Genomic DNA, 18,175 nt, shown 5'->3' with positions numbered 1-18,175 from the left:
ACCATGACAGTCGACCGCAGAGTCCGCCACCACGACACCCGGGGCAGCCGGCTCTTCGACGTTCTCAACGTCGTGTTCCTGCTCGGCCTCGCCGCAGTGACCGTGTTGCCGCTGCTGTACGTGCTCGCCGGCTCGTTCGCCGGCGAGGCCGAGATCGCCTCCCGGCCGTTCTTCCTGTGGCCGGAGAAGGTCGTCACGACCACGTACGACTTCGTCTTCGGCACCGACACCTTCGTCCGCGCCCTGCTCACCACCGTCGCGGTGACGGCCGTCGGCACGCTGGTCCAGGTCACGCTGACGCTCACGATGGCGTACCCGCTGTCGAAGGGCCGCCTGCCGGGCCGCACGCTCGTCCTCAACCTGGTGATCTTCACGCTGGTGTTCAGCGGCGGCATGATCCCCACCTACCTGGTGGTGCGCGACCTCGGGCTGCTCGACTCGTACTGGGCGCTGATCCTGCCGCTGGCGATCAACCCGTTCTATCTGATCATCGTGAAGACGTTCTTCCAGGCGCTGCCGGAAGCCCTGGAGGAGGCGGCCCGCATCGACGGCGCCAACGACCTCGACGTGTTCCTGCGCATCGTGCTGCCGCTGTCCAAGCCGATCATCGCCACGTTCTCGCTGTTCTACGCGGTCGGCATCTGGAACGACTACATGTCGCCGCTGCTCTACATCTCCGACAGCGACAAGTGGACGTTGCAGGTGCTGGTCCGGCAGCTCACCGCACCGAACGCGGACTCGGCGAACGTGCTCGACACGCTGGCCGGGACCGCCTTCCCGGAACAGGGCGTGCGGTTCGCGGTCGTCGTGATCGCCACCCTGCCGATCCTGCTCGTCTATCCGTTCCTGCAGAAGCACTTCGCGAAAGGAGTCCTGATCGGTTCCGTCAAGGAGTGACGACACCGCACGATCCCGGGCTTTCCCCGAAGCCCCCGGATCCCGCCATCCCCAGGTTTGGAGTCTCCACATGTTCTCTCGCAGACAAGGTGCGACACTGTTCGCCGCCGGAGCCGCGCTGGCGGTCACCGGTGCGGGCGTCATCACGGCGACGGTGGCCTCGGCCGCCGCCGGGTGCCGCGTCGACTACACGATCAGCAATCAGTGGCAGGGCGGCTTCGGCGCCGGCGTCACCGTCACCAACCTCGGCGACCCCATCGCCGGGTGGACGCTGACCTGGTCGTACACCGCTGGGCAGACGGTCACCCAGGCCTGGAACGCCCAGGTCACCCAGAGCGGCGCGCAGGTCACCGCTACCAATGTGAGCCACAACGGCGGCATCGCCACCAACGCGACCGCCACCTTCGGGTTCAACGGCTCCTGGACCGGCAGCAACCCGATCCCCGGCGCCTTCGTCCTCAACGGCACGCCCTGCACGGGGTCCGTCCCGCCGACCGGTGGGCCCACGACGAGCGCGCCGCCGCCCTCCTCGGCACCGCCCTCGTCTGCGCCGCCCACGAGCCAGCCGCCGTCCAGCTCCGGACGGCAGATGGAGGACCTGAACCGTGGGCTGATCAGCGTGCGGTCCGGGTCGGCCAACCTGGTGTCGTGGCGGCTGTTCGGATATGAGGCCGCGACCACCGGGTTCAACGTCTACCGCGGCTCGACCAGGGTGAACTCCGCGCCGATCACCAACTCGACCAACTTCCTGGACGCCGGCGCTCCGGCTGACGCCTCCTACACCGTTCGTGCCGTGGTGAACGGTGCGGAACAGGCGGCGTCCGAGTCCTCGCTGCGGTTCGGTGGCGGCAACTTCCTCGACGTGCCGATCTCCCGGCCGGGCAGCAACTACACCGCCGGCGACGCCAGTGTCGGCGATGCTGACGGCGACGGCCAGTACGAGCTGTTCCTCAAGTGGGACCCGAGCGACCAGAAGGACAACTCCCAGTCCGGCGTCACCAGCAACGTCTACATCGACGCCTACCGGGTCAACGGCCAGCGGCTGTGGCGTATCGACCTCGGCCGCAACATCCGGGCCGGCGCCCATTACACCCAGTTCCAGGTGTACGACTACGACGGTGACGGCCGGGCCGAGCTCGCGGTCAAGACCGGCGACGGCACCGTCTCGGGCACCGGGCAGGTCATCGGCAACGCCGGCGCCAACCACCGCAACGCCGACGGCTACATCCTGACCGGCCCCGAATATCTGACCATGTTCAGCGGGCTCACCGGCGCGGTGCTGTCCACCGTGAACTTCCAGCCGGCGCGCGGCAACATCAGCGACTGGGGCGACAACTACGGCAACCGCGGCGACCGGTTCCTGGCCGGCACCGCGTACCTCGACGGGCAGCGACCCAGCCTGATCATGGGCCGCGGCTACTACGCCAAGAGCACCCTCGCGGCGTGGGACTTCCGCAACGGGCAGCTCACCATGCGGTGGAAGTTCGACTCCAGCAGCGCCGGCAGCCAGTGGACCGGCCGGGGCGCCCACTCGCTGTCCGTCGCCGACGTCGACGGCAACGGCACCGACGAGATCATCTACGGCGGCATGACGATCAACGCCAACGGCACCGGCCGCTACACCACCAACTTCTACGCCCACGGCGACGCCCTGCACGTCAGTGACTTCGTGCCCGGCCGCACCGGCAAGGAGATCTGGCAGATCCACGAACAGAGCTCCGGCGCCGCGGCCACCCTGCGCGACGCCTCGACCGGCGCCGTGATCATGCAGAAGAACAACACCTGCAACTGTGAGGGTCCGGCCCGCGGCGTGGCCGGCGACATCTACGCCGGCAACCCCGGCGCCGAGTTCTGGGGCGGTGGCACCGGCCTGACCAACCTGTTCAACGCCGCCGGCAGCAGCGTCGGCCGCAACCCCGGCAGCTACAACTTCCTCGCCTGGTGGGACGCCGACCCGGTCCGCGAGCTGCTGGACGGCAACCACGTCGACAAGTACGGCACCGGCGGCGACACGCGCCTGCTCACCGCCTCCGGCGCGCACTCGATCAACGGCACCAAATCCACCCCGTCGCTGTCCGGGGACCTGTTCGGCGACTGGCGCGAGGAGATCGTGCTGCCCCGCGACGACAACGCCGCCCTGCGCGTCTACAGCACCCCGAACCCGACCAGCACCCGCATCTACACCCTGCTGCACGACCCTCAGTACCGGGTGGCCGTCGCCTGGCAGAACACCGCCTACAACCAGCCGCCGCACCCGAGCTTCTTCCTCGGCGACGGCATGTCCACCCCGCCGCGACCCGACATCCACGTCCGCTGACCACCGGCACTCGACCGAGGAATGGAGCCTTCCATGAAACGGACCACATCGTGGAGCCGCCGGTGGGGGACGGCCCTGCTGGCCACGCTGACAGCACTGGGTGGCGTCGTTGTCGCCGCCGCACCCGCCACCGCTGCCACCCGGCAGTTCCGGGGAATGAACTGGGCGGTGCTGGGTGACAACTTCAGCACCGGCCCGCTCGTCGTGCAGGGCCTGAGCTCGTCCGACAGCAACGCGACCGTGCGGGCCAAGGCCAACGCCCTCTACGACGACATGGCCGCGATGGGCGTCAACACCGTCCGGCTGCCGATCAACACCCACACGGTGGGCACCACGTGGTGGAACGCGTACCGGGGCGCCATCGACGCCGCCACCGGGCGCGGCTTCAAGGTCATCCTGGCTTACTGGGAGGACGGCGCGGCCTCCGGCGGCAGGGTCACGAACGTCGCCGCCTGGAACACCATGTGGTCCCGGGTGACCAGCACGTACGGCGCGAACACCAACGTGTACTTCGAGCCGATGAACGAGCCGCACGGCTACACCTCGGCGGAGTGGCGCAACGTCGCCGCCGCCTGGCTCAGTTATCACTACTCGGCCGTGCCCGCCCGGACCCTGATCGGCGGCACCGGTTACAGCCAGGACCTGCGCGACGTGTGCAACGACAGCCGCTTCAGCGGCACGCTGCTCTCCTTCCACCACTACGCCTTCATGTACAGCGCGATGACCTACGACGCGTTCCGCAGTCACATCCGGACCCGCCTGGGCAACTGCGCCTCCCGCGCCGTCGTGACCGAGTTCGGCTCACCCATGGACAACGGGCTCAACTACGCCGACGCCAACAGCACCGACAACTTCGTCCGCCATCTCCGCGCCGTCACCCAGGTCATGCGGGACAACCAGATGGGCGGCACCTACTGGCCGGCTGCCGGGGGCAAACCCACCGGCAGCTCCGGGTACGACTGGTACTCGATGTTCGCCCTCAGCGGCAGCGGGACCAGCCTCAACCTGACTGTCCGCAACCCCTCCGGCCACGACCGGGTCCGGTACGGGTGGGGCCTCTGAGCGCCGGCCCCACCTTCACCAGCACCCGCGGGAGCTCCCGGCACTCTACGATCGCCGGATGCGGAAACCTCTGCGCTGGGCCGCCGGTGGCATCCTCGTGGTGCTGCTGGCGGTCGGCGCGCTGGCCCTGGCCTATCCGGCCGTCGCGGCGACGGCCTGTCCCGGCTGCTACCGGCTCACGCGGGTGAGCGAGGGTGTCTACAGCGAACGGGGCCTCACGGCCGTACAGAAAGATCAGCTCGTTGCCCTGGCGGCCGACGCCGGCCGGCGCGTCGAGGAGTTCTACGGCGGCCGTGAGTCCGCACCGCGGGTGATCGCCTGCTTCACCGAAGCGTGCTACGACCGGATCGGCGGCGGGGGCGAGAAAGGCGTCGCCGTTCTCAACCGTGCCGTCATGCTGTCCCCGCGCGGGCTCGACACAGTGATCGCCTCGCACGAGATGGCGCACGTCGAGCTGCACGAGCGGCTGGACGGCGAGGTTCCGCAGTGGTTCGACGAGGGGCTCGCTGTCGTCGTCTCCGACGACCCGCGGTATCTCGGCGACCGGTGCCGGGTTCCGTTCGACGGCCCCCTGCCGGAGACGCTGCTCGCCTGGCTCAAGGCCGCCGGCGCCGACCAGCAGGTGTACGCGAAGGCGGCGTGCCGGGTCCAGCGATGGCTGGACGCCAACGGCGGGCGGGACGCCGTTCTCACCCTCGTGAAGCAGCTCAACGACGGGGCGGCCTTCCCGGCGCTGTGACGCCCGGATGCGCACCCGGCCGCCAGTCGTCGTCCAGCATGGCCGGAGGCCACCCGAGGCCAGGGCATGGCTGAATCCGTAATACCTGCGGCATTGCTGCCTGCCGCGCCGGACGACCACGATGAATCCATGCAACGCCGGATCGTTTTCGTGGCCTTCGACGGATTCCAGCTGCTCGACCTGGCCGGCCCCGCCGACGTGTTCGCGACCGCCACGCTGCTGGCCCGGCCGGACGGGTACCGCATCGAGGTCGCCGCCGCCCGGACCGGCCCGGTCACCGCGAACACCGGCATCGGCGTCGACGCGCGGACGGCGCTGGCGGACGTCACCGGCGACATCGACACGCTGATCGTCGTCGGTGGGCTGTCCGTGCGCAGGCACCTGCCCGACCGGACCCTGATCGGGCAGCTCGGCCGGTTGTCGGCCCTCGCCCGGCGCACCGCGTCGGTGTGCACCGGGGCGTTGCTGCTCGCCGAGGCCGGCCTGCTGACCGGGCGCCGGGCCACCACGCACTGGCTGGCCGCCGGCGAGCTCGCCGACCGCCACCCCGACGTCACCGTCGACGCGGACCGCATCTATCAGCGTGACGGGCCGGTGTGGACCTCCGCCGGGGTGACCGCCGGCATCGATCTGGCGCTGGCCCTGGTCGCCGACGACCACGGCGCCCACCTGGCCCGCGACGTGGCCCGTGGCCTCGTGGTCTATCTGCACCGGCCGGGCGGCCAGAGCCAGTTCAGCGCGCCGATGCGGGCGGCCGCGGCGGCCCCGGACGAGCCGATGCGCGCGCTGCACGCCTACATCGACGGCAACCCCGGGGCCGACCTGAGCGTCCCGGCGCTGGCCCGGCGCGCCGGGCTCAGCGAACGCCACTTCGCCCGGGTCTTCGCCGAGCGGACCGGGATGCCGCCCGGCCGGTACGTCGAGCGCAGCCGGGCCGAGGCCGCCCGCCGCCTGCTGGAGACCACCGACCATCCGCTCGACCGGATCGCCCGGGAGACCGGCATCGGCACGCCGGAGACGCTGTTCCGCACGTTCCAGCGACTGTGGCGGGTCGCTCCCGGCGAATACCGGCGGCGCTTCACCGCGCCTCGATGAGCCCGGCTTCACCACGCCTCGACGACAGGAGATCTCATGCACGTCGCCATCGCGCTGTACCCCCGGTTCACCGCCCTGGACGCGATCGGGCCGTACACCGTCTTCGCCTTCGCCCCGGGCTGGCGGGTCAGCTTCGTCGCCGCCGAGCCGGGGCCGGTGACCGACGACGCCGGCAGCTTCACGATCAGCGCTGCCGTCGCCTTCCGGGACCTGCCGGATCCCGACGTGCTGGTGGTGCCCGGCGGCCCCGGCACCACGGACGCGCTCGCCGACCGGGCGCTGCTCGACTGGATCGCCACGGCGCACCGGCACGCCCGGTGGACCACGTCGGTGTGCAGCGGCTCGTTCCTGCTGGGCGCGGCCGGTCTGCTCACCGGCCGGCGGGCCACCACCCACTGGGGCCTGCTGGACCGGCTCGCCGGCGTCGGCGCCGTCCCCGTCGGCGAGCGGATCGTCCGCGACGGCGACATCCTCACGGCAGCCGGGGTGTCGGCCGGGATCGACATGGCGTTGTCGCTGCTCGGCGCGGCCGCCGGCGACCGGACCGCCCAGGCGGTGCAACTCGCGATCGAGTACGACCCACAACCGCCGTACCAGGCCGGTTCTCCGGCCGGCGCGGCGCCGGAGCTGGTCGAGGCCGCACTGAGCCTGATCCGGTGATGGAGCGCGGCCGGAGCCTGCCGCGACCGCGCCGAGCCTGATCCGGTGGCCGGGCGCCGGCGCTATACCTGTGCCGCGGGCTGCTGGTCCGGTGCCCCGGCGACGGGTGCGGGTGCCGCCGGCCGGTTCGCCGTCGTGGCGGTGCGCCGGATCATGCGGGATGTCACCTTCCGGTACGAACGCGGGTCGACGGGCAACAGCCACTGCCGGGCCCGGGTCAGACGGCCCAGGTTGAGCCCGAGGTCGTCGAGCACCTCGTCGATGTTGTGCATCGAGAACGGGATGACGTTCGTGCCCCGCGCGTGCCGGCCGTCGGTGCGCCGCGCCATCCAGGCCAGGCGGGCCCGCACCTCCGCGCGCATCCGCTCCGCCGGCGGCAGCGTGATCCCGCCGCGCAGATGGGCGGCGGTCCACACCGCCGCCATCTCCGCGCTGAGCGGGCTGAAGAACGAGGAGTTGTAGCCGGCGAAGCTGAGGTGCGGGACGTCGAGCGGAAGGATCTGGCGGTACAGCATGAAGTTGCCCGCACCGTCCTCGAGGCGGGCGTGCAGCGCCGCGTCGAAGAACGGCACGTGCTGGCGGAACCCGGTCCCGCAGATCACCAGGTCGGCCGGGAGCACCGTGCCGTCGGCGAGGCGGGCGGCCGGCTGCCCGCCGTCGGTCACCAGCTCGCTGATCACCTGGTCGCGGTGCACCGTGATGCGGCCATCGGCGACACCTGCGACGAAGCCGTCGGTCGCCAGGCTCACGGTGCTGCGGGCGATGTCCTCGAACGAGCCGCGCGGCACCAGGCCCAGCTCGGCCAGCTTGAGCTGCCGGGTCGCGATCGACCCGACGCTGTCCAGCATGGCCTGGCGCACGCCGTTGCCGGGACCGTGCAGGAACCGCTCGAAGCCCTTCGGCTCGATGTACCGGAACAGCGCCTCGCCCATCCGGGTGAGCAGCAGGTATTTGTAGTTCAGCACGCCGCCGAGCTTCCGGGGCATCTTCCAGAGCAGCTCCCGGGCGACCACACTGGTCCGCGCGGCGACCTCGCTGACGGCGACGGCCACGTCGCACGACGACTTGCCGTAACCGACGACGACCACGTTGTGGCCCCGGGCCGACTCCAGGTCGTGGAACCGGCTCGCGGCCAGCACCCGGCCCCCGGCCGCGGTGAACTCGGCGCGACCGGCGTAATCCGGGACGAGCGGATCGGAGAAGATGCCGTTGGCGACGACGAGATGGTCGTACCGCTCCGGGGTCCCTGGTTCGCCGGTGCCGGCCGGCCGCGAGGTGATCAGCCACGCCGCCTCGCCGTCCACGAGTTCCGCGGAGACGACCTCGGTGGACAGGCGCAACGCCCCGCCGAGGTCGAACAGCTGCACGTACCGCTCCAGGTACTCCTGGACCTGCTCGCCGGTGGGCCACTGCGGGTAGTGCCTGGGCATCGCCAGGTCACTGAGGTGGTACGTGCCCTTGTTGTTCTGCGTGCACAGTCCGGGGTACCGCCGGGTGCGGCTCCACGCCCCGCCCACGTCCGGCGCCTGCTCGAAGACCGTGACGTCGAAGCCGCACTGCCGCAGCACCTTCGCCGAGCTCAGGCCGGCGAAGCCGGCACCAACAACGGCGATCCTCATGACAACCTCCCGGCGGTGACCGATCCGTCCGCCGCGCCGGCAGGAGCGGCCGCGGTCCCAGAAAGTTAACGAGCGCGGCGTGGCGGCGGCTATCCGCGGACCGCACGTCATATCCGCCGAGCGCTATCGAGCGAAACCGGTCGATGCCGCCGTCAACCGTCGCGCGGACGACCCCACCATTCCACAGGTTCTTCTCGCCGGGCAGGAGGATGCCGGATGGACGGCGACAAGGATCAGGCCTGGCTCGGGGAGAACCCGGACCAGGCCTGTCGCGGTGCGGCTGCGGTACCGCGGCGTTACAGCGAGGAAGTGCCCGTCACGTCGGAGCCGGTGGCGCGCGGAGTCCGCTTGCGCGGTGCCGGGCCGGTGCCGACGGCGCTCACGGAGGCCGGCCGGGCGGTGTCCGCCGTGTCGAACGTCGCGGTGCTGGTGCCGGTGCCGGCACTGGGGCCGCCGCCGGTGCTCGTGTCGCTGCTGAGCAGGCTCTTCGCCTTCTCCTGCGCCTGCACCACATTCGGGTGGGCGCTGACCTTGCGGGCCGTCGCGGCGATCTGCTCGTACTTCTCCCGCCCGGCCCGGCTGCCGAGCACGTAGCCGACGGCGAGGCCGGCGGCCAACTTGACGATACGCATGAAGAATTCTCCGACTCGTGTGTAGTAGGCGGTTGAGGTCCTACCTGGTGAACCGTCGGCCCGCCGCCTTGCTGCGAACCTGGTGCCCACCGCCCGGGGTGGCGAAACCGCCGCACGGTGCCGGTCAGCCCGCAGTGTCGCCCGCCGGCCCGATCACGGCCCGGTGGACCCGCGTGTCGCGACGGCCCGCCGGTGGGCCGCGCTGCCCTCGCGGTAGAACAGATAGCCGCCGTGGTGGAGCACGTCACCGTCGAAGCGGCCGTCAGCGGTGAACCCGCTGTCGTCCCAGTAGTCGATGTGCTCGCCGCGCACCTCGTACCGTCCGGTGTAGGCGCTCGCCCGGGTGCCGCGCGCCTCGTCGTACCGGCCGCCGGGGAGCAACTCCTGGCGGATGTGGTTGTCGACGGTGACCCACATCCCGGCGTACGGGTGTGTCGTCCCGGCCGGTGCGGCCTGCGTGCCGCAGGCGGCCAGGGCCATCGTCGCGGACAGGGCGGTGATCGCCTCGGGAACTCCGCGCCGGTTCCGGCCGGCCATGTCAGCCCCGCTGCCGGGTCGGGCGGACGATGATCTCGTTGACGTCGACGTCCGCGGGCTGACTGATGGCGAACGAGATCGCGCGGGCGATCGCGTCCGGCGGGATCGAGTTGCGGCGGTACTCCTTCATCGCGTCCCGGGCGACCGGATCGCTGATCGACTCGGCCAGCTCGGACTCGACGACGCCGGGCGTGATCGTGGTGACCCGCAGGCTCGGGTCGGCCTCCAGGCGCAGGCCCTCGGTGACCGCCCACGCGGCGAACTTCGTCGCCGAGTACACCGCCGAGGTGGGCACCACCTCGTGCGCCCCGACCGAGGCGACGGTCACCAGGTGGCCGCTGTCCTGGCGCCGGAACACCGGCAGCACGGCCGCGATGCCGTGCAGCAGGCCCCGGACGTTGACGTCGAGCATCCGGTCCCACTCGTCGACCAGCAGCGCGTCGAGCCGGGACAGCGGCATCACGCCCGCGTTGTTGACGAGCACGTCGACCCGCCCGAACTCGGCGACCGCGCTGTCGACGAACGCCGCGACGTCCGCGCGGTCGGTCACGTCGAGCTGGCGTACCCGAATGGTGTCGTGGTGTTCCGCGAGCGCGGCGAGGCGGTCCGCCCGGCGCGCACCGGCGAGCACCTGATGTCCTTCGCCGGCCAGGCGCAGCGCGACGGCCTCGCCGATCCCGCTGCTGGCGCCGGTGACCAGCACGACCTTCGTTGAAGATTCCATGGGTCCCACCCTCCGGCCTCCGGCGGTGGTCCGGCAGGGTGCGTCACACCCAGGCACGGCGGCCGGACGACAGGTGTCGCGGCGTTATGTTGGGGCCATGGACGGCACCAATGCGCTGGGCGGGTTCCTCCGGGCCCGCCGCGAGACGACCAGCCCGGAACAGGCCGGGGTGATCTCGTCCGGCCTGCGCCGGACACCGGGCCTGCGCCGCGAGGAGGTCGCCCAGCTGTCCGGGGTGAGCACCGACTACTACACCCGGCTGGAGCAGGGCCGCGAGCAGCACCCCTCCGGGCAGGTGCTGGACGCGCTGGCCCGCACCCTGGGACTCGATCCGGAGGAGGTGGCGCATCTGCACCGGCTGGCCCGGACCCGTCGCGGCCCGCTGCTCAGGCGCCCGCGGGAGACCGTCCGGCCGAGCCTGCTGCGGTTGATGGACGGCTGGCTGCACACCCCCGCGTTGATCATCGACCGCCGGATGGACGTGCTGACCGCCAACCGGCTGGGACGCGCCCTGTTCGCCGAGGTGTTCGCGGAGGACGAGCCCAACCTCGTCCGGTTCGTCTTCCTCAGCCCGGCCGCCCGCTCCTTCTACCCCCGGTGGGAGCAGGTCGCGCGGTCCACCCTGGGCGCGCTCCGCGCCGCCGCCGGTGACCTGCTCGACGACGCCCGGCTCACCGAGCTCGTCGGCGAGCTCTCGCTGAAGAGCCCGGAGTTCCGCCGGCTGTGGGCCCGGCACGACGTCCGGGGCAAGGCGCACGAGGCGAAGGTCTTCCACCACCACGAGGTCGGCGAGCTGACGTTGACGTACGACTCGTTCACCGTCGGCGGCGCGGCGGGCCAGCAACTCGTCGTCTACCAGGCCGAGGCCGGAAGTCCGTCGGCGCAGGCACTGGCGCTGCTGGGGACGGTCGCCGCCGAGCTGCCGGCCCCCGCACCGGCACCGGCGCCGGCCCGGTGAGCGCCGCCGGTGGTTCCGGGCGCGACGCCGGCCGGGCTTGCGTTACGGTCAGCGCATCGCGGAAGTCGCGTTTCGCCGGCCGGTGGTGAGTCGTCCGGTTCCGAACAGCACAAGGAGACATCGATGACCGAGCCTGCCGCGGACCCCGGATCGGAACCGGACACCGAGACCGAGGAGACCCCCGAGCCCTTCGCCAACCGTGCGGCCCGCCGGGCCAAGGGCAAGACGTCGGCCAAGCCCGGCCCGAGCGCTTCCGGACAACGCCAGATCCGTTCCGGTACGGTGCAGAGCCCGCGCCAGTACGGCAACCGCCGCAGCGGCTGACCCTGCCGGGTGCAGCCGGGCTCAGCGGGCTCGGCTGCCCCCCGGGGGTCGACACCGCACCGAAGATCAGTTGTCATGGGTGCGTGACGATCGAACGTTTCGAAGCGGACGAGCGGCTGGCCCGGCGGCTGGTCGACAGCCAGTTCCCGCAATGGGCCGGACTCCCGTTGCGCCGGGTCTCGCCGGGCGGGTCCGACCACGTCATCTACCGGCTCGGGTCGGAGCTGTCCGTGCGGCTTCCCCGCCACGATGGTGCGATCCGCCAGGCGGCCAAGGAACTGCGGTTGCTGCCACGGCTCGCGCCGTGCCTGCCGTTGGCGATCCCCGAGCCGGTGGCCGTCGGCGAACCCGGTCTCGGCTATCCGTGGGCCTGGGGTGTCTCCCGGTGGCTGGCCGGTGCGGTGGCCCGTTACGAGGATCTCGGGGAGTCCGTCGAGACGGCGCTGCGGCTCGCCGGGTTTCTGACCGCTCTGCAGTCGGCCGACCTTCCCGCGGCCGTCGAGCCGGACCAGCCGCTCGCCGATCACGACGACCAGATGCGCGCCGCGATCGCGGACATCGCGCACGCGTTCGACGCTCGTTCGCTGCTGGCGATCTGGCGGGAGGCGGTCTCCGCGCCCGCCTGGGACCGGCCGCCGGTCTGGTACCACGGCGACTTCCACACCGGGAACCTGCTGACCAGGGACGGCGAGGTCAGCGCCGTGATCGACTTCGGAGGCCTCGGACGTGGCGATCCGGCCCGGGACCTGATGATGGCGTTCACCCTGCTGGAAGGCCGGGCCCGGGACGCCTTCCGCGAGACGCTGGCCGTCGACGAGGCGACCTGGGCGCGGGGGAGAGGACGATCGCTGATCGGCGGGGTGCTGGCCTATCGGGCCTATGCGGCCACCGATCCCTGGGTGAAGGCGCAGACCACCCGGCAGCTCACCGCGGTCCTGTCAGCCTGACCGCGGCCGGCTCGCGGACGGCGTGGTGCTTCTGGGCGTACATGTCCATGTCGGCCGCGTGGAGCAGGCCGTCCGCGTCGTGGTCGGCGCCGGTGCCGGTGGCCACGCCGACGCTGCCGCTCAGCGGCACGCTCGCCGCGTCGATGTGAACAGTTCCGGACAGTGCGTCCCGCACCCGGGCGGCCAGCTCGCCGACGGCCCCGGCGGTCAGGCCGGTGGCGAGCATCGCGAACTCGTCGCCGCCCAGCCGGGCCACGGTGATCCTGTCACCCGCCTGCTCCCGCAGGCGCCGGGCGACCTCGATCAGCAGCCGGTCGCCGGTGGCATGCCCGAAGGTGTCGTTGACCGGCTTGAACTTGTCCAGGTCGATCAGCAGCACCGTCACCGCGGCGCCGCCGGACAGGCAGCGGGCCAGCGTGTCGAGGAAGGCCGTGCGGTTGGCCAGCCCGGTGAGGCCGTCACGGAACGCCAGGTCGCTGAGGCGGGCCGCCAGGTCGTCGCGTTCGCGCAGCAGCCGGTTGATGTGCTGGAAGGCCTGGAGCTGGCGGCAGACGATCAGCGCGGTGGTGACCATCGTGCCGGCCAGGACGGCCACGGAGCGCGCGCCGAGCCCCTGGCCGATCAGGATGCAGGCGGCCAGCACCCAGGTCGCCGCCATCGCGGCGTACGGCAGCCGGCTGAACGGGCGATCCGGCCGGATCGCCGGGTCCGCGGGTGTCGTCCGGCCGTGGCGTTCCTGCATCCGCGCGCCGACCGCGGCCAGCCCGGGACCGAGGAGGCTGGCCCCGAACGCCCAGAAGTTGGCGTGGCCGTTCGTCAGGTACACCCCCTCGGGGATGGCCTGCGTGACCGCCTGGGACAGCGCGGCCAGCCCCAGCAGCGTGCCCACACGCCCGCTGAAGGGGCTCATCCCGCCGAAGGTCAGCCGGAGCACCCCGAAGATCAGCACCAGGAAGAGCACCGGCTGGATCAGCAGCGTGATGAGGAACTGGACGGCCCAGGCGGCCCCTGTCGGGCCGGCCGGGACCTGGACGACCAGGATCCCGAACGTCGCCGCACCGGCCAGCACGGTGGCGGTGTCCAGCCGCAGCCGGGCCTGTTCCTGCGGGCTGCCGGTGCGGCCGGGATGACGCAGCAGGCCGGTGGTGAGCAACAGCGTGCCCACGACGACGGTGGCCAGCAGCAGCTCGGTCCCCATCATCGCCGCGCGGTCGGGCGGACCGTGGACGACGCGGGCCAGCTGGATCAGATCTCCCGCGGCCATGATCGCGAAGGCCGCCGCGGCGTAGCGCCAGAACCGTCGTCCGGCGCGGGCCCGTTCGTCGCGCTCACCGACGCGACAGTGCCGCGCGACCCGCGCCGCCGAGACGGCGAACGCGGCCTGAAAGATCAACAGCAACACCCAGTACAGCGGAAGGAGCACAGCTGCCGGAGCGCTGCCGAAAGCGAAGACCGGCAGGACCGCGGCGGTCGACAGGACCAGGAGGGCCAGAAGAAGATCTTTCCGCATGGCCACCTCCCAGCCTTTCCGCGCGACAGTCCCGGGTGTGCCGGTTGACTGCTCCACCATCGGCACGGCCGCCCCCGGCTTGAGTGCTCCGCGGCGCGGTACCCCATACGAAGTCCACGGCCACTACCGGTGGTGATCGCCGCCGGCGATGACCTCGCCGGCCGCCGCGCGCAGGCCGATCCCCTCCTGCGCGGCGTGCAGCCGCAGCGTGAGGTAGGCGACCTCGGCGGTGACCTGGTCGCGGCTCATGATGATGCCGACGGCGCGTTGAATGGTCGACCGGACGGTCAGGGCCTCGGCGAACCCGGCGATCAGTTCCTCGCCGCCGGCGTCCAGGGGTGGCAGATCCGCACGGTCGCCGGGCAGCGGCCGGTCCGGCCGGTAGACGGTCCACACTCCGACGATCAGTGGAGCCATGGCGAAGGGATCACGCCCGTAGAGGTTGAGTGCGGCTATGGTCCTGCCGCTGCCGACGAACACGGGGAGCGACACGGAGGCGTGCAGGCCCAGGCCGACGGCCGTCTCGCGGAAATGGGGCCACCTGATCGTCGTGGTCAGGTCGGGCACGGTGAACGGGACGCCCTGTGCCAGTGCCTGCAGGCAGGGGCCGTCCTGCTCGTCGTACTGCGCGTCGTCGACGGCTTGGGCGACCGCGCTGCTCGCGGCGACCGTGCTGTAGGTGTCGTCGCGGAGCACGGTGACCGAGGCGTAGTCAGCGGCGTGGACCCGGTCGACGGCCAACTGGGCGATCGATGCGAGCCGACGGTCGATGCCGCTCACGTCGTCGGGTGTTTCGGCAAGCGTGACGATCGCCTCGGCCAGGGGATCGACGTCAGTGCCGGCGCCCTCAGCTCGCTGCGTCATCCGGGCCTCCCTCCGTAGCGGACCGTGGTGATCACCCGGAGGGAGGATTCGACACGCGGGTCCACGGTCTCAACGGGACGCGGACACCTTTGGACGTGGTCCCGGCCGGCTCGCCACCCGGCTGCGCCGCGCCGTTTTCGGGTCGCTTCGTTAATCGATGGGAAACATTGACGACATGCTTTGCCGCCCCTACAGTTCCTGACACGAGAGAGCGCTCTCACGGACAGTTGCCGCAGGTGGAATCAGTGGAGGCGTGATGGGATCTGTCGTCGGACGCTCACGAACGAGAGGAACTCCCGGCCGCGCCCTCGTGGTCGCGCTCGCCGCGGCGATCACCGGCGGGCTCACCGCGGTCGCCCTCGCCGGCACGGCAGACGCCGCCCCCGTCGGCGCGGGCAGCTACACCGAGACCCTGCCGGCCGGCGCGAGCCTGCCGGCCGGCTGCGGGGACCTGTCCACGAACCCCCGCCAGTTCATGACCGCCAACGCCCCGGCCGGCCCGGTGCCGACCAACGACTGGTGGTCGTCGCTGGTGTTCAAGAAGTTCGACTGCGCGTACAGCGAGAACCTGCACGCCCACCCGGCGAGTTACGACACCACCGCGGGCGGGCTGGGCTTCTCGTACACCACCACGCCGCAGATCAGTGGCTCGTCCACCGGCGTGGGGGAGTACCACTACCTCTACCAGGAGAACTTCACCGCCGGGGTGGCCGGGTTGAACGCGCCGCGGACCCTGGTCGACTCCTGGACGGACTGGACCGTCACGCCGTACTGGAGCGACGGCACCCGCACCATGAAGGCCATCATCGGCCACGGGCTGCCGTTCGCGTACTTCCAGGTCACCGGCGGCAACGCGCAGATCACCGCGAAGAGCACCCCGACGATCTGGTCGAACAGCGGTTCCCGGATCGGGTACTCGGTCGCCGGCAAGGACTACGTCGCGTACGCGCCGGCCGGAGCCACCTGGTCGGTCAACGGCACCGTGATCACCTCCTCGCTGGCGGGCAAGGGGTACTTCTCCATCGCCGTGCTGCCCACCACGCCGGCCACCAGCACCGCGGACAAGACCGCGCTGGCCACCAGCTACGGCACGTACGCCCACAACCACGTGACCGGGACCCGGGTGTCGTACGCCTACAACCAGGCCGCCAGCCGGGTCACCACCACGTACGCGTACACCACCACCGCCCGCGAGGGCTCCGGCACCGGAACCGTGATCGGGCTCTACCCGCACCAGTGGCGGGCCCTGACCGGCGCGACGCCGATCCCGCAGACCTACGTCACCGCCCGCGGCGCGATGAAGAACCTCGTCGGCGCCTCGTCGTTCACCACCTCCGCGGTCTACAACGGGGTGCTGCCCGAGGTGCCCGCCGTGGCCACCGGCGCCGGATCCGACCTGAGCACGCTGAACGGATATCTCGACCAGGTCAGGAACAACCCGGTGAACGTGACGAAGAGCGACACGTACTGGACCGGCAAGGCGCTCGGCATCGGCGCCCGGATCGCGGAGATCGCCGACCAGCTCGGCCGCACCGACGTGCGGGACACCGCGCTGGCCGCCATCCGCGCCCAGCTGACCGAGTGGTTCACCGCCACCCAGGGCAAGTCGCAGCGGCTGTTCTACTACGACCGGAACTGGGGCACGCTGATCGGCTACCCCGCGTCGTACGGCTCGGACGCCGAACTCAACGATCACCACTTCCACTACGGCTACTACATCGCCGCGGCCGCGACACTGGCCAAGTTCGACCCCTCCTGGGCCGCGAACTCCCGGTACGGCGGCATGGTGGACCTGCTGATCCGCGACGCCAACAACTACGACCGCGGCGACAACCGGTTCCCGTACCTGCGTGACTTCGACATCTTCGCGGGCCACGACTGGGCGGCCGGGCACGGCGCGTTCTTCGCCGGCAACAACCAGGAGTCCTCGTCGGAGGGGATGAACTTCGCCAACGCCCTGATCCAGTGGGGACAGGCGACCGGCAACAGCACCATCCGCGACGCCGGCATCTGGATCTGGACGACCCAGCAGGCCGCCATCAACGAGTACTGGTTCGACACCCGCAACGAGAACTTCCCGGCCGCGTTCGGGCACGGCACCGTCGGGATGGTCTGGGGTGACGGCGGCGCGTACTCCACCTGGTTCGCCTCCGCGCCCGAGCAGATCCACGGCATCAACATGCTGCCGGTCACCGGCGGGCACTTCTACTTCGGCGACGACCCGGCGTACGTCAAGCGCAACTACGCCGAGATGGTCACCAACGCCGGCCGGGAACCGGCACTCTGGCAGGACATCGCATGGCAGTACCTGGCGACCGGCGACGGCGAGGCGGCGCTGGCCAAGTTCCGGGCCAACAGCGGGTACACCCCCGAGGAGGGTGAGACCAAGGCGCACACGTTCCACTGGATCCGCAACCTCGCCGCGCTCGGGACGAGCGATCTCACTGTCACCGCGAACCACCCGCTGTACCGGGTGTTCAGCAAGAACGGCGCCCGGACGTACGTCGCCTCCAACATCACCAACGCGGCGCTCACGGTGACCTTCTCGGACGGCAGGGTGCTCTCCGTGCCCGCCGGCCGGACGGTGGCGAGCGGCGCGGTCAACTGGTCCGGCGGCAACGCGACCGGCGGCGGGATCAACCCAACCCCCACCGGCCCGACCCCCACCGGCCCGACCAGCCCGACGCCGACCAGCCCGACACCGACGCCGACCACCTCCACGCCGCCGGCCGGTGGGGGAGCGGTCCGGTACCTGCAGAGCGCCGGTGCCCTGGCCGGCGCCGCGGGCAGCGCCGGCACCGCCACGGTGGCCAGGTCGACGGGCGTCAACGACAACCAGCCGCACTCGCCGACCACGTTCACCGCGAGCGGGCTGAACCTGGCATACCGGTCCGGCGCGGCGACCGCGTTCAGCCTCTCGGTGGACTCCGGTGCGTCAGTGGGCAACGCCACCCAGGTCCGGGTCTCGTACGACCTGACCGGCAACGGCAGCTTCGACCGGGTGGAGACGTACCGTTACTTCGCCACCGACCCGGTCACCGGGTGGGAGCGGTACACCGACGCCGTCGGCCAGGTCACCGCGACCGGAGCCCTCGGCAACCTGGCGAACGGCACCGTCAAGGTGGAGATCTGGAGCGCCATCGGCTCCGCGCCCAGCACAGTGTCCCTGGGGGCGCTCTCCACAGTGACCCTGCCGTACCAGTAAGGCAGTCCGACACCGAGCCGCCCGGGCATAGCGCCCGGGCGGCTTCGTGCCGCGACCGGCACGTTGTGACGGGTGCCGATATGCG

General features: G+C 71.4%; 16 protein-coding genes. 10 read left to right on the top strand and 6 right to left on the bottom strand.

What is annotated here, in order from left to right; genetic code table 11:
* Window positions 1-3 precede the first annotated feature (3 nt).
* From AC0NH5_RS09130 to AC0NH5_RS09105, 6 genes are all read left to right on the top strand, one after another.
* The gene (locus AC0NH5_RS09130; RefSeq protein WP_474401872.1) at window positions 4-897 is read left to right on the top strand and encodes a carbohydrate ABC transporter permease; all 894 of its coding nucleotides are present in this window, start codon (window positions 4-6) and stop codon (window positions 895-897) included.
* Between the two features lie 70 nt (window positions 898-967).
* On the top strand, window positions 968-3,214 hold the full coding sequence (locus AC0NH5_RS09125) for a rhamnogalacturonan lyase family protein (RefSeq protein WP_474401870.1): 2,247 nt from the start codon (window positions 968-970) through the stop codon (window positions 3,212-3,214).
* A 33-nt stretch (window positions 3,215-3,247) separates the two neighbouring features.
* The gene (locus tag AC0NH5_RS09120; protein ID WP_474401868.1) at window positions 3,248-4,276 is read left to right on the top strand and encodes a glycoside hydrolase family 5 protein; all 1,029 of its coding nucleotides are present in this window, start codon (window positions 3,248-3,250) and stop codon (window positions 4,274-4,276) included.
* A gap of 58 nt (window positions 4,277-4,334) precedes the next feature.
* A complete protein-coding gene (locus AC0NH5_RS09115; RefSeq protein ID WP_474401866.1) occupies window positions 4,335-5,015 on the top strand; it encodes a hypothetical protein in 681 nt (226 codons plus the stop codon).
* A gap of 129 nt (window positions 5,016-5,144) precedes the next feature.
* Window positions 5,145-6,110, top strand: coding sequence for a GlxA family transcriptional regulator (locus tag AC0NH5_RS09110; RefSeq protein ID WP_474401864.1), 966 nt, complete (start codon window positions 5,145-5,147; stop codon window positions 6,108-6,110).
* A gap of 36 nt (window positions 6,111-6,146) precedes the next feature.
* A complete protein-coding gene (locus AC0NH5_RS09105) occupies window positions 6,147-6,770 on the top strand; it encodes a DJ-1/PfpI family protein (protein ID WP_474401862.1) in 624 nt (207 codons plus the stop codon).
* Window positions 6,771-6,832: 62 nt separating this feature from the next.
* Here the strand turns inward: AC0NH5_RS09105 and AC0NH5_RS09100 are convergent, their stop codons facing one another.
* From AC0NH5_RS09100 to AC0NH5_RS09085, 4 genes are all read right to left on the bottom strand, one after another.
* Window positions 6,833-8,389 (bottom strand): flavin-containing monooxygenase, encoded by a 1,557-nt coding sequence (locus AC0NH5_RS09100; RefSeq protein ID WP_474401860.1) that lies wholly within the window; start codon window positions 8,387-8,389, stop codon window positions 6,833-6,835.
* 296 nt (window positions 8,390-8,685) lie between these two features.
* The gene (locus tag AC0NH5_RS09095; RefSeq protein ID WP_474401858.1) at window positions 8,686-9,021 is read right to left on the bottom strand and encodes a hypothetical protein; all 336 of its coding nucleotides are present in this window, start codon (window positions 9,019-9,021) and stop codon (window positions 8,686-8,688) included.
* Between the two features lie 153 nt (window positions 9,022-9,174).
* Complete coding sequence (locus tag AC0NH5_RS09090) at window positions 9,175-9,558, bottom strand: Atu4866 domain-containing protein (protein ID WP_474401856.1); 384 nt, start codon at window positions 9,556-9,558, stop codon at window positions 9,175-9,177.
* A gap of 1 nt (window position 9,559) precedes the next feature.
* A complete protein-coding gene (locus AC0NH5_RS09085) occupies window positions 9,560-10,282 on the bottom strand; it encodes an SDR family oxidoreductase (RefSeq protein ID WP_474401854.1) in 723 nt (240 codons plus the stop codon).
* 97 nt (window positions 10,283-10,379) lie between these two features.
* Here AC0NH5_RS09085 and AC0NH5_RS09080 point away from each other — a divergent pair, with 97 nt between their 5' ends.
* The 3 genes from AC0NH5_RS09080 to AC0NH5_RS09070 all read left to right on the top strand — a co-directional run bounded on the left by AC0NH5_RS09080 (window position 10,380) and on the right by AC0NH5_RS09070 (window position 12,511).
* A complete protein-coding gene (locus tag AC0NH5_RS09080; RefSeq protein ID WP_474401852.1) occupies window positions 10,380-11,240 on the top strand; it encodes a helix-turn-helix transcriptional regulator in 861 nt (286 codons plus the stop codon).
* A gap of 123 nt (window positions 11,241-11,363) precedes the next feature.
* Window positions 11,364-11,564, top strand: coding sequence for a hypothetical protein (locus AC0NH5_RS09075; protein WP_474401850.1), 201 nt, complete (start codon window positions 11,364-11,366; stop codon window positions 11,562-11,564).
* A gap of 83 nt (window positions 11,565-11,647) precedes the next feature.
* Window positions 11,648-12,511, top strand: coding sequence for an aminoglycoside phosphotransferase family protein (locus AC0NH5_RS09070; protein WP_474401848.1), 864 nt, complete (start codon window positions 11,648-11,650; stop codon window positions 12,509-12,511).
* On the opposite strand, the gene AC0NH5_RS09065 is transcribed toward AC0NH5_RS09070, so the two are convergent.
* Complete coding sequence (locus AC0NH5_RS09065; RefSeq protein WP_474401846.1) at window positions 12,489-14,021, bottom strand: diguanylate cyclase domain-containing protein; 1,533 nt, start codon at window positions 14,019-14,021, stop codon at window positions 12,489-12,491. The genes AC0NH5_RS09070 and AC0NH5_RS09065 overlap by 23 nt on opposite strands.
* A 123-nt stretch (window positions 14,022-14,144) precedes the next feature.
* Complete coding sequence (locus AC0NH5_RS09060) at window positions 14,145-14,885, bottom strand: GAF and ANTAR domain-containing protein (protein WP_474401844.1); 741 nt, start codon at window positions 14,883-14,885, stop codon at window positions 14,145-14,147.
* Between the two features lie 256 nt (window positions 14,886-15,141).
* Between AC0NH5_RS09060 and AC0NH5_RS09055 the strand changes: the two genes are divergently transcribed.
* The gene (locus AC0NH5_RS09055; protein ID WP_474401842.1) at window positions 15,142-18,090 is read left to right on the top strand and encodes a glycosyl hydrolase; all 2,949 of its coding nucleotides are present in this window, start codon (window positions 15,142-15,144) and stop codon (window positions 18,088-18,090) included.
* The last annotated feature ends 85 nt before the right edge of the window (window positions 18,091-18,175 follow it).

This window comes from Actinoplanes sp. 13 (assembly GCF_056134165.1).
The sequence above is the reverse complement of the archived record's forward strand: the minus strand, read 5'-3'. Positions and strand labels throughout refer to the sequence as shown.